Genomic DNA, 13,239 nt, shown 5'->3' with positions numbered 1-13,239 from the left:
GAATGATGTCAGCCGAGTCTAAACGAAAAACATTGTCAACAACCCTGGATTCGATGCGAAAGTGCTTTCTTCAGAGCGGCTTTCGCATCTTCGGAAAGCTGTCGTACCAGGTCACCGGCCGATAGCTCGGCGGCCAGGGTGTGTGTCTGCCCCGCCCACAGGTTCACCGCGTCGGCATTACCCTCCGCCCGCGCGGCCGCGCGCAACGGTCCGGTGGCGTAATGGATTTCGGGGTAGGCGGCCGGTGCGTCCGGATGGTCGAGCAGGAACCGATTGCGCAGGCCGCGGGCCCGCCGCCCGGTGAAGGCGCGGGTCAGCATGGTCGGGGTGTCCATCGTGATGGCGTCGCGCAGCAGCGGTGCGGTCCCGGCCTCCGGACAACGCAGGAAGGCGGTGCCGAGTTGTGCGGCCGCGGCCCCGGCGCTCAGCGCGGCGGCCACCCCCGGGCCGGTGGCGATCGCGCCCGCCGCGACGATCGGAACATTCACATTCGCTACCAGCAACTGCAGCAGTGCGAACAGGCTCAGCGGATCGGTGACGTCGTCCTCGGGACGATCCATGAAGGATCCGCGATGCCCGCCCGCCTCCGCGCCCTGCGCGATCAAGACATCCGCGCCCGCCTCGATCGCGCGGCGTGCCTCGGCCACGGAGGTGACGGTCACCCAGACCTCACTCCCGGCCTCGTGCAGCCGCGCGATCTCGGCGACCGACGGGCAGCCGAAGGTGCACGACACCACACGCACCCGCTCGCCGACGAGCATGTCGAGTTTGGCGTCCCAATCGTCGGTATCGAATCGTGGTTCCCCGACCGGAAAGTCACGACTCAGCTCGGCGAGGTACCCGGCGTAGTCGTCGGTGGGTGTCGGTGCGGCCGGAGCGAACAGATTCACCCCGAACGGTGCTTCGGTCAGCGTGCGCGTGCGGGCAATTCGCTCGGCGGTATCGGCGGCCGACAGATATCCGGCCGCGAGAAATCCCAGACCGCCGGCCTGGGAAACGGCCGCCGCGAGGTCAGGGGTGGAGGGTCCGCCCGCCATGGGCGCCAGCACGATCGGGGTACGAAGCTCATCGAGGACCATGCCCCTAGTTTGCCCCCGTCGGACGATGATCTCGAGTCGGGTTCGGCCACCACGACCCTCCCGGTTACCCATATTTCCGCCCGAGAAGGTTGCGGAATGGTCACGACGGAGTACAGTTTCCGTCACAGCGATGCCGAATCGTTACCGGAACCACCCCGAGCGCTAGGACTAGCTTTGCCTCAGCACCGAGAGAACTCGAACTCCGTATCCGTAATGGACCTGCTGGGTGAGAACGCTGGGGGCGTTCGGGTTTCCCGGCACCGTGCCGAGCCCAGCACCGCCGACCGCGTGAAGGTCGCCGCCAGCGCCGCGGTCGCCGCCGGTGCCCTGATCGGCAGTGCCGCACAGCTGGTGCCCACGCTGGCCAATGCCGCGCCGGTGCCCGCCAATAACGACAAGCACACCGCCGACGCCGCCACGGCCGTCGATGAGGCAGTCAAGCAGGCCACCGCGATCGCCGCTCCCGCCCCGGTCGAGGCGTCGGCTCCCGTCGCGGAAGCCGCCGAGGTCGCCGGTCAGCCCGCCCCGTTCGGCCTGACCAACCTGCCCCCCGAGATCTCCGGTCCGCTGGCCCAGGCCGAGCAGACCCTCAAGAGCCTCCAGCAGCAATTCGCTCCGCCCGCGGCCGCGCGTCCGGTCGCCGGCACGATCAGCTCCGGTTTCGGCAGCCGCTGGGGCGCCATGCACTACGGCGTCGACTTCGCCGACACTCTCGGCGCTCCCATTCACTCCGTGCTGAGCGGCACCGTGATCGAGGCCGGTCCGGCTCAGGGCTTCGGTCTCTGGGTCCGCGTGGCACAGGATGACGGCACCACCGCGGTCTACGGCCACGTCAACGACATGCTCGTCCACGAAGGCCAGCGCGTGAACGCGGGCGACGTCATCGCCACCGTCGGTAACCGCGGCCAGTCCACCGGCCCGCACCTGCATCTGGAGATCTGGGATGCGGCGGGTAACAAGATGGATCCGCTGCCCTGGATGGCCAGCAAGGGCGTCGTCATGCAGCAGCAGTGGGGCCCGGGCCTGTAGATCGTTCCGCGCCCGTGACGGGACGGTTTCCGGACCGACGCGTCCCCGTGGGTGCGGTGACGACCTTGGATGAACTGTTCGACCCGACCACGCTGCCGGGCCGCGCCTACGCGGCACTGGTACAGCACCCCCGATCGACCCTGACCGACCTCGCGGCTCGACTGGGCGCTCCGCCGCGCGTGACCGAAGCCGCGCTGGAAGCGCTGTTCCATATTCAAGCGGCCGTCCACCTGACCGATCAGGACGGCATCGTGCGCTGGGACGCGCATGCGCCCGAAGCCCTGTCGGAAGCCGAATCCCGCCGCCGCCACCACGACACCCAGCGCATGCAGGCCGCCGCCGCGCGCCTGGGCGAGACCTTCCGCTCGGTGCGCAGATCCACCGATTCCGACGGTTCGGTGGTCGCGGTGTACGAGCGCCGACAGTTGCTCGCCGATTTCGAGGATCTGCAGCACACCGCGCAATCGCAGGTGAAGGTGGTCGAGCGCGGCCCATTCCTCTCCGATATGGAGACCGAGGAGCGGCTGTTCGAACTCAAATCCGCGCGCCTGGCCGCGGGGATCGATTACCGAACGCTGTACCAGGAGACCATCTATCAGGATCCGGAGCGGCTGCGGCACGTGCTGGCCACGAATGCGGCCGGGGCCCAGGCCCGTACGCTGCCGGACCCGCCGCTGAAGCTCATTATCGCCGACAATCGGCGCGCGGTCCTGGTGCTGCACACCGACGAAAGACGCGGCGACCCCATGGGTTTGCGCGTCGGCGCCTCGCCCATTCTCGATCTGCTGGTGAAATCCTTCGACGTGCTGTGGTCCATGGCGACGCCGATTTCGGTGAACCCCGCCGAGGCCCTCGACGAGCGCGATCGCGCCATCCTCACCCTCATGAGCCTGGGCGCGACCGATGACACCATTGCCCGCCGATTGGGCCTGTCGCGCCGCACGGTCGTGCGTCGGACCGCGAGCCTGCTCGAACGGCTCGGTGCGAGTACGAGGTTCCAGGCCGGGGTGCAGGCCACCCGAAGAGGATGGCTCTGACCCGATGGTGTCGGCGCACAGCGCCGCGCTAGCCTGACCTGTGGTGTATGTCACTGCATCGAGTGAACCCTGCAACACCTGCACACCCTCGTACCGATGGGTAGAGGGAGCTCGGGCGGTCTCCGCCGCACCGATTCCCCCATATAGGATTGCTCGGACCGCAGGCTCGCGGACGGAAGGCTCGTGACCGTCTGGGCGGGGGCCCAATTCGCTTCGGCCGTGCGGACCTGATGAACGCGAGAGGTGAACTAGCTCGAATGGATACTGCCCGACGTTCCGCACGTGGTAGCCGTCGCCGCCGGTCGGGCAGCCCGCTGTTCGCCCAGTTGCTGACCGCCGGGGTCGAATCCGCGCCCGATTCGGTGGCCATTCGGTTCAATCCGACCGGTGCCGCATCCGATGCTCGCGAACTCACCTACCGCGAACTCGACGAAGCCTCCTCGAAGGTGGCCCGGGAACTCATCGACCGGGGTGTCGGTCCCGGCGATGTGGTGGCCATCGGTATTGCCCGGTCCATCGAATCCGTGCTGTCGGTCTGGGCGGTCGCCAAGACCGGCGCGGCCTATGTGCCCATCGATCCGAGCTACCCGCCGGAGCGCATCGAATACCTGCTGTCGGATTCGGGCGCGGAATACGGCCTGACCACCTCGGCGCATCGCTCGGCCCTGGGTACCACCGTCTACTGGATCGAACTCGACGATCCGGTCCGTGCCGAGCGCATCGCCGCCCGACCCGGACACCCCATCTCCTACGCCGACCGGGTGCGTCCGCTCACCGAGCAGCATCCGGCCTACGTCATCTACACCTCGGGCTCCACCGGCCGCCCCAAGGGCGTCGTGGTCACCCACACCGGTCTCGCGGGCCTGGTGGCGGCCGAGCGCGAACACTATGACGTGACCGGGGATTCGCGGGTGCTGCACGTCTGCTCGCCGAACTTCGACGTCTCGGTGCTCGAACTGCTGCTCACCTTCTCCACCGGCGCGACCCTGGTGGTTTCGCCGCCGAAGGTGTTCGGCGGTGACGAACTCGCCGAACTGCTGCGCCGCGAACGCGTCTCGCACATGCTCATCACCCCCGCCGCGTTGGAATCGGTCGATCCGACCGGTCTCGACGAGCTGCAGGTCGTAGTGGTGGCGGGCGATAAGTTCGGGCCCGAACTGGTCGCGCGCTGGGCCATCGAGGACCGCTCCTTCTATAACGGCTACGGTCCGACCGAGGCCACGATTCTGGCCACCAGCACCGCGGCCATGGTGCCCGGCGAGCCGATCACCATCGGCCCGGCGGTCGCGGGGGTGGGCGCGTTCGTGCTGGATACCCGGCTGCGGCCGGTGCCCGCGGGCGTCACCGGTGAGCTGTACCTGTCGGGTCCGGCACTGGCGCAGGGCTATCTGGCCCGCCCGGGTCTGACCTCGGAACGCTTCGTGGCCAGCCCCTTCGGTGCCGATACCGGCAATCCGGGCGCGCGGCTGTACCGCACCGGTGACCTGGTGCGGCGTCGCGAGGACGGCGTTATCGAATACCTGGGCCGCTCCGACTTCCAGGTCAAGATTCGCGGTCTGCGTATCGAACTCGGCGAGATCGACAATGCCCTGACCGCGCACGAAGACGTCGACTTCGCGGTGACCATGGGCAAGACGCTGCCGTCGGGCGCCACCGCGCTGGTCGCGTACGTCATGGCCAAGCCCGGCCGTGCCGCCGATCCGGCCGCCCTGAGCGACTACGTCGGACGCAGCCTGCCGGCGCATATGGTGCCGTCGGCCATCGTGGTCCTCGACCACCTGCCGCTCACCCCGAACGGCAAACTCGATCGCGACGCACTGCCGGAACCGGTCTTCGAGACCACCGCCACCCGCGCGCCGTCGGGCCCGGTCGAAGAGAAGATCGCCGAACTGTTCGGCCAACTGCTGCGCATGGACTCCGTCGGTGCCGACGATTCGTTCTTCGCCGTCGGCGGCGATTCGATTCTCTCCATCCAGCTGGTGTCGCGGGCGCGTCAGGCGGGCATCGCGTTCACGCCGCAGGATGTCTTCGAACAGCGCACCGTGGCCGGGCTGGCCAGGGTCGCGGTGGTCGGCGACGGCAATGTGGTTGCGGCACTGGAGGAATTGCCCGGCGGCGGGGTCGGCGAGATTCCGCTGACTCCGGTACTGGCCGATTACCTCGAAGACGGGGTATTCAACCGGTTCTCGCAGAGCATGGTGTTGGCGCTGCCCGACGATATCGATCGGGCCGCCATCGCCGAAACCTTCACCGAGGTACTGACACACCACGACATCCTGCGAGCCCGACTTGTCCAGGCGGACGGGCGATTCCAGCTCGAGGTGCCGGACGCGGGCGCTCTGGACACGGACGCTTTCATTGCCGAGGTTCGCGTCGCGGCTGGTGCCGAGGGTGAGGAACTCGCCCGCATCGGCAGTGCCGCAATGGATTCCACGCTCGACGCGCTGGATCCGAGTGCCGGACGCATGCTCGCCTTCACCTGGCTGCGTCGTCCCGATGCGAAGGATGTGCTGCTGGTCGCCGCGCATCACTTCGTCATCGACGGTGTCTCCTGGCGCATACTCATCGCCGATCTGGTCGCGGCCTGGGTGCAGCGGGCAGCCGGACAGCGGGTTACCCTGCCCGCCATCGGCACTTCGTTCCGCCGCTGGGCGCACGGGCTGGCCGAGGCCGCTACCGGCGCGGACCGTCTCGCCGAGATCGACCACTGGCGCGAGGTGCTCGCCACCGCCGATCCGCTGCTCGGTGCGCGCGAACTCGATTCCGCCATCGACACTTTCGCGACGGTGAAGCGCTTCACCGTGCAGCTGCCCTCGGATATCACCGAGACCGTGCTGACCGAGGTTCCGGCGCTCTACCGCGGCGGCGTCAATGACGGTCTGCTGGCCGCGCTGGCGCTCGCCGTGCGCTCCTGGCGTTCGCGGCGTGGCATCGACGCCCCGGTGACCCGGGTGCGCATGGAGGGCCATGGCCGTGAGGAGAGCGCCGTCCCCGGTGCCGACATCACCCGCACCATCGGCTGGTTCACCAGCGTGTACCCGATCGCGCTCGACCTGTCCGGCATCGACACCGCCGCGGCGCTCGAGGGTGGTTCGGTCACCGCCGCCGTATTGCGCACCGTGAAGGAACAGCTGATTGCCGTGCCCGACAAGGGCATCGGCTTCGGGCTGCTGCGCCACCTCAATGCCGATATCGCACCGCAGCTCGACGGACGGCTGGCGCAGATCGGTTTCAACTACCTCGGTCGGGTCTCCGCGAACGAGGTTCCCGAGGGGATGGCCGACGCCGCATGGCTGCCGACCGAGGTCCTCGGTGAGCTGGCGGTCGATCAGGATCGGTCGATGCCCGCGGGCATGGTGGTCGATCTCAATGCCATTGTCACCGATGGCGAGGACGGTCGTCCCCGCATGTCGGTATCGGTGCAGTACGCCGCCGAAATCCTCGATGAGGCGGCCGTGCGGGAACTGGCCGACGACTGGGTCAACGCCCTCACCGCCGCGGCCCGCCACGTGCAGGATCCGGCGGCGGGCGGCCTGACTCCGTCCGATGTGCCGCTGGTACGGGTCGCGCAGACCGAACTCGATTCCTGGCGCGCCGAGTACCCCGGGCTGTCGGATGTGCTGCCGCTCTCGCCGCTGGGCGCGGGCCTGCTCTTCCACACCCAGCTCACCCGGGGCGCGGCCGACGACTACGTCACCCAGTTCGCGCTGGAGCTCTCGGGCACGGTCGATCTCGACCGGTTGCGGCGGGCGTCCCAGGCCATTCTGGATCGCCATGACGGACTGCGCGCCGCCTTCGTGACCGCCGCCGACGGCACGCCGGTACAGATCGTGGTGGATTCCCTCGAAGCGCCGTGGAGCGTCGTCGAAGGGGTTGCCGACGAAGATATTCCGGATTTGCTGGCCGAGGATCAGCGCACCCGTTTCGAACCGGCCGTCGCGCCGCTCATGCGATTCACGGTGTACCGCACGACCGGCGCGGGCGCCGCATCGGATACAGCCGGTCGTATCCACTTCGTGCTGACCACCCACCACCTGCTCTTCGACGGCTGGTCGCTGCCGCTGCTCATGAAGGATCTGCTGGTCCTCTATGCGACGCACGGTGATTTGTCGCCGCTGCCGCCGGTGCGGCCGTACCGCGACTACCTGGCCTGGCTGTCGCGGCAGGATCGCGACGCGACGCTGGAGAAGTGGCGCGGCACCCTCGCGGGTGCGCAGCCCACCACCATCACCACCGTGCTGGAGCGCCCCGATACCCGGGAAACCGGCTACGGCGAAATCGAATTCGAATTCTCCGAGGCCGAGACCGCCGCCGTGACGGCCTTCGCGGCCGAATCCGAGGTCACCGTCAATACCGTCGTACAGGCGGCGTGGGCGCTGGTGCTCGCCACCCTCACCGACCGCGAGGACGTCGTCTTCGGTGCGGTCGTCTCCGGTCGCCCGCCGCAGTTGGACGGCGTGGACGACATGATCGGCCTGTTCGTCAACACCATCCCGGTGCGGGTGCGGTTCGACGCCGAATGGAGCGTGCGGGACCTGCTGACCAAGGTGCAGTCCGAGCAGGCGGGCCTGCTCGAGCACCACTACCTCGGGCTCGCCGATATCCAGAGCGCCGCGGGTACCGGCGGGGTATTCGACTCGCTGGTCGCCTACGAGTCCTATCCGATCGACGCCGATGGTCTGAAGGCCGCCGGCGGCTCCATCGACGGCCTGGAGGTCGCCGGTGTGAAGTCGGTGACCTTCACCCACTACCCGGTGACCGTGGTCGTGGAATCCGGTGCGTGCCTGCGGTTCAAGGTGTGGCACCGCCGCGACACCATCGGCGATCCCGTTGCTCGGACCCTCGCGGATCTGCTGCGCATGATTATCGGCCGCTTCGTGGCCGCCGCGCCGTACGCCGTTGTCGCGCAGCCGAACTGGTGGCACGCGGGAGCGCTGCCCGGCCAGCTGGAACTGCCCGCCGATCGCACCCGCCCGGCGACGCCGTCCCGCCGTGGCGGCGAGCTGCGCTTCGATATTCCGGCCGACGTGCACGCGGCCCTGGATCGGCTCGCCCGCCAGCATGGTTCGACCGTGCTGACGGTCGTCCACGCGGCCTTCGCGGTACTGCTGTCCCGGCTCTCGGGTGGCACCCGCGATATCACCATGGGTGCACTACTGCCCGAATTCGGTGAGGTGCGAACCGATTCCGCCGCCAACGCCTATGTGCTGCGCACCGAAATCGACCCGGGTATCGCGTTCGCCGATCTACTCGACACCCTCACCCGCACCGATGCCGAAACCGTCGAGCGCGCCGGTGGACCGTCCGAGCCGTTGGCCGACGTCCTCGACGTGGTGCGGTCGGCGGCCGGACACCCGCCGTTCCAGGTGCTGCTCACCGCCGCGGGCGCGGGGCAGATCGAACAGACAGCACTGGTCGATCTGCAATTGGATGTCACCGAGCGCGCCGACGATCAGGGCGTGCGTCTGACCTTCACCTACGCCACCGATCTGTTCGATCCGGCGACGGTGCTCGACTTCGCCGATCGCCTCGGCCGGATTCTCAGCGCCGTGGCCGCCGATACCGCCGCCATTGTGGGCGATATCGATGTGTACGCGCCCGGTGAGCGCGAGCTGGTGCTGCACGAGTGGAATTCGCCCGGCGTGCCGGTGCCCGATGTGACCCTGGTCGACCTCATTACCGCCCAGGCCGCACAGCACCCCGACGCCACAGCCATCCGCTACGGCGACACCACGCTGACCTTCGATCAGCTGCTGCGCCGCGCCAATACCGTGGCCCGGGCGCTCATTGCTTACGGTGCCGGACCGGAAGCCCTTGTCGCGGTCGCGGTTCCGCGCACCGAGGAACTGCCGGTAGCCCTGCTCGCGGTACTCATCTCGGGTGCGGGCTATCTGCCCATCGATACCGCCTACCCGGCGCAGCGGCTGGAATTCATGCTGGGCGACTCGAGCCCGGCCTGCGTTCTCACCACCACCGAGGAGCGAGACTCGGTGCCCACCGGCGACATTCCGGTGGTCCTGCTCGACGGGGTGCCAGGCTTCTCCGACGCACCCGTCACCGATGCCGACCGCCGGGCTCCGCTGCGCGCCGATCACCTCGCCTACGTCATCTACACCTCCGGCTCCACCGGCGTGCCCAAGGGCGTCGGCGTGGCTCACCGCAATGTGGTGGAACTGTTCGCGAATACCCAGGCGCACTTCGAATTCGACGAGAACGATGTGTGGACACTGTTCCACTCCTTCGCCTTCGACTTCTCGGTGTGGGAGCTGTGGTGCGCGCTCGCCAACGGCGGTGCGGTCGTGGTGGTCGACCATCTCACCTCGCGATCGCCGGAACAGTTCCGCGAGTTGCTGATTCGCGAACGGGTCACGGTGCTCAACCAGACCCCGTCCGCCTTCTACCAGCTGGCCGAGGCCGACCGCGCCGCGGGCGCGCAGTCCGGTGACTATGCCCTGCGCTATGTCGTATTCGGCGGTGAGGCACTGGATTTGCGGCAGCTGCGCCGCTGGTACGAACGCCATGGTGGCGGGGGACGGGAAGGCGGGAAGAATACTGCTGCGCCGACGCTGGTGAATATGTATGGCATCACCGAGACCACGGTGCACGTCTCCTTCCTGGCCCTCGATGAGGATCTGGCGGAGCAGCCGAGCAGCATTATCGGCCGGGCCCTGCCGGGCCTGGGTGCGCGGGTGCTCGACCAGCGGCTCAACCCCGCCCCGGTGGGCGTCGCGGGTGAGATCTATGTGGACGGCGCGCAGCTGTCACGCGGCTACCTGGGCCGACCCGGTTTGACCGCAACACGTTTCGTGGCCAACCCCTACGGTGCGCCCGGTTCGCGCATGTACCGCGCCGGTGACATCGGCCGCTGGGCCGGATTCGGCGGCGAGGCCAATCTCGAATACGCGGGCCGCAGCGACCAGCAGGTCCAGTTGCGCGGTTTCCGTATCGAACTCGGCGAGATCGAATCGGCGCTGCTGCGACTGCCCGGCGTGAGCCAGGCCGTGGTGCTGGTGCGCACCGACAATGGTGTCGATCAGCTCGTCGGTTATGTGGTGCCCGAAGGCGATACCGCTCTCGACTCGGCCGAGGCCAAGGCCGCGCTGGGCGAATTCCTCACCGCGTACATGGTTCCCGACGCCATCGTGGCGCTCGAGACGTTGCCGCTCACCCCGAACGGCAAGCTGGACCGAAAGGCCCTGCCCGCACCGGAAGTCATCAGCTCCGCCGAATTCCGGGAGCCGCGCACCGAGATCGAACGTGTGGTAGCCACCGAATTCGCCGCCCTGCTCGGTGCGGCCGAAGTCGGTCTGGACGACGATTTCTTCGCCCTCGGCGGTAACTCGCTGCTCGCCACCCGCGCGGTGGCCCGCATCAATGAGGCTCTCGACGCGAATCTCGCGGTACGCGAACTGTTCGAGGCGTCCTCGGTCGCCGCCCTGGCCGCCAAGGTCGTGACCGGTGCCGCCGAGAATCGGCCGCCGCTGGTCCGGATGGAACGCCCCGCCCGGGTGCCGCTCTCGCTCGCCCAGCAGCGCATGTGGGTCATCAACCAGATGGACCCCGAGTCGCCCGCCTACAACATCCCACTGGCACTGCGGCTTTCGGGAAATCTCGACATCTTCGCCCTGCGTCAGGCCGTGGCGGACGTGCTCGAACGCCATGAGGCGCTGCGCACCCGCTACCCGGTCGACGGCCCCGGGGGGCTGCCGTACCAGGAGATCGCGTCGGTCGTCGAGGCGGTGCCGGGTGGACTCACCGTGGAGCCGATGGCCAACGCACTGCACCGGATGACCGAGGTGCTTTCCAACGGGTTCGATGTCACCACCGAGGTTCCCGTGCGGGCCCTGCTGTGCAGTGACGGCGATACCAGCGCCGAGCACTACCTGGTGGTCGTGGTGCACCACATTGCCGGTGACGGTGCGTCGCTGCCGCCCCTGGCTCGCGACCTCATGACCGCGTATGTGGCTCGCTGCCAGGGTGATTCGCCCGCGTGGACACCGCTCGCGGTGCAGTACGCGGACTTCGCCATCTGGCAGCGCGAGGTCATCGGTGTCGACAGTGACGAGAATTCGGTGGCCGCCGGTCAATTGGCGTACTGGCGCGATCAGCTCGCCGGAGCCGCCGGAGCCCTCGAACTGCCGCTGGACCGGCCGCGTCCGGCCACCGCGACAATGCAGGGCGGCGCAACGACCTTCACGGTGCCCGCCGAGGTACACAACGGTCTGCAGCGTATTGCCCGCGAGCACAATGCCTCGCTGTTCATGGTCATTCACGCCGCGCTGGCCGTACTGCTGTCGCGGCTGTCCGGCAGCGGCGATGTCACCATCGGCACGCCCATTGCCGGACGTGGTGAGCGGGTGCTCGACGATGTGGTCGGCATGTTCGTCAATACCCTGGCACTGCGCACCGCCGTCGACTCGGCCGCCACCTTCGACGATCTGGTCGACAAGGCCCGCGAAACCGATCTGGCCGCCTACGGCAATGCCGATATCCCATTCGAGCGGGTGGTCGAGGTCGTCACCCAGTCGAACGCACCGGATCAGCTCTTCCAGGTGGTGCTGTCGTTCCAGAACACCGAGCGGCCGGAACTCGCGCTGCCGGGGCTGACGGTCGCCGGTCTGGATACCGGCGCGATCTCGGCCAAGTTCGATCTGCAGGTGACCATCGACCCGCGGCAGTGGGAGGACGGCCCGGTCGGCGAACTCGCGGGTGCGCTCACCTACGCCTCGGACATTTTCGACGAAGGCACCATTCGGACCTTCGGTGAGCGCTTGCAGAAGGTGCTCGCGGCGGTGGCCGCCGATTCGCGCCAGCGGGTCGGGGCCCTCGAATTCGGTGTCGCTCCCGCGCTGCGTCCGCAGCCCGTGGCGCCGGTCGCCGACTCGGCCACCGTCACCCGCGGCACCGCGCTGCCACAGTCGCTGACCGCGGCCGTGGAAGACGATCCCGACGGTCCGGCCCTGGTGTGGGGTGAGGATGCCGTGTCCTACCAGGAACTCGATGCGCGTTCCTCGCGTCTGGCGCGGGTGCTCATCAGTCGTGGTTCCGGTCCGGGTACGGGTGTCGCACTGCGCCTCGATCGCGGTATCGACGCGGTCGTGGCCACCTGGGCGGTACTCAAGTCCGGTGCCGCACTGGTGCCGGTGCTGTCCACCGACGCACCGCTGCCCGCCGATCTGGTGGTCAAGGTCGGGTTGACGGTCGGCACGGATTCGGCCGCGAACGGCGTGGATTGGCTGGTCCTGGCCGATCCGACGCTGGCCGCGGAGATCGCGGCCGCCTCACCGCGCCCGGTCACCTACGCCAACCGGACCCGAGCCCTGCACGGCGCCGATACCGCCTTCGTGAACGGCACCCGGGCACTGACCTACGACGAACTGGCGGAGGTGGTCAACAGGGTCAGCGGCCGCACCGAATTGACCTTCGAATCCCGCACCCTGCGGCACGGCCGGGCGGACACACCGTCGGCCGTGGTCGAGACCCTCGCGGCCGGTGTCAATGGCGCATCGGTCGTGGTCTCGGGGGTCGCGCCCGGCACGCTCACCGAGGTACTGGCCGAGGAATGGGTGACCCACCTGTTCACCGACCGGTCGGGCCTGGACCATCTCGATGGGGAACCGCTCGAGGATCTGGCGGCCGTCATCGTGGACGACCGGTCGGACGTCGAAGCGGCTCAGCGCCTTCCGTGGCTGACCACGGTCGTACCACTCGACCGGGCCGACTGAGGCATGCCGCGGGCCGTGGCGTGCGAACCCGGCGTTCCCCGGCGCTGCGGGATGGCGTTCTCCCCGTCATTCCGGCATGCTTTTGGCCGGAATCCACACTTGTATGGAGAGGTGTGGATTCCGGCCGAAAGCACGCCGGGATGACGAGTGGGATACCCGCCGGGCCATTCGGGTCGGGTGGCCGCCGGACCGAAGACCGGCGGCCGTATGTCAGGCTCGTAACAGGTGCGGTCGCGGAAAAGCCGGGATAACCAGGGTCAGGTAACGGTCGGCGCGCGCATGGCCGATGAAGCAGGATGTGCGCCCCGGCGCAGCACATACGTAGACGGCAAGGATGAGGCGAGTTGATGGGTCGGGCAATCGGAAAGC

4 protein-coding genes are annotated in these 13,239 nt (G+C 68.4%); 3 read left to right on the top strand and 1 reads right to left on the bottom strand.

Annotated elements, in window-relative coordinates; translation table 11 throughout:
• Positions 1-35: 35 nt before the first annotated feature.
• Positions 36-1,079, bottom strand: coding sequence for an NAD(P)H-dependent flavin oxidoreductase (locus NU1_RS09775; protein WP_067519561.1), 1,044 nt, complete (start codon positions 1,077-1,079; stop codon positions 36-38).
• Between the two features lie 174 nt (positions 1,080-1,253).
• Here NU1_RS09775 and NU1_RS09770 point away from each other — a divergent pair, with 174 nt between their 5' ends.
• The 3 genes from NU1_RS09770 to NU1_RS43130 all read left to right on the top strand — a co-directional run bounded on the left by NU1_RS09770 (position 1,254) and on the right by NU1_RS43130 (position 12,870).
• Positions 1,254-2,108, top strand: coding sequence for a M23 family metallopeptidase (locus tag NU1_RS09770; RefSeq protein ID WP_245720036.1), 855 nt, complete (start codon positions 1,254-1,256; stop codon positions 2,106-2,108).
• Between the two features lie 56 nt (positions 2,109-2,164).
• Positions 2,165-3,145, top strand: coding sequence for a helix-turn-helix transcriptional regulator (locus NU1_RS09765; protein ID WP_067519626.1), 981 nt, complete (start codon positions 2,165-2,167; stop codon positions 3,143-3,145).
• Between the two features lie 257 nt (positions 3,146-3,402).
• The gene (locus tag NU1_RS43130; protein ID WP_245720035.1) at positions 3,403-12,870 is read left to right on the top strand and encodes a non-ribosomal peptide synthetase; all 9,468 of its coding nucleotides are present in this window, start codon (positions 3,403-3,405) and stop codon (positions 12,868-12,870) included.
• The last annotated feature ends 369 nt before the right edge of the window (positions 12,871-13,239 follow it).

The organism is Nocardia uniformis NBRC 13702, from assembly GCF_001613345.1.
In the GTDB taxonomy this organism is placed as follows: domain Bacteria; phylum Actinomycetota; class Actinomycetes; order Mycobacteriales; family Mycobacteriaceae; genus Nocardia; species Nocardia uniformis.
This window is presented reverse-complemented; position numbering and strand designations above follow the sequence as displayed.

What these genes read in the sequence shown, in the direction of transcription:
- NU1_RS09775 (WP_067519561.1), bottom strand. Translation starts at nt 1,079, where the DNA reads ATGGTCCTCGATGAGCTTCGTACCCCGATCGTGCTGGCGCCCATGGCG.
- NU1_RS43130 (WP_245720035.1), top strand. Translation starts at nt 3,403, where the DNA reads ATGGATACTGCCCGACGTTCCGCACGTGGTAGCCGTCGCCGCCGGTCG.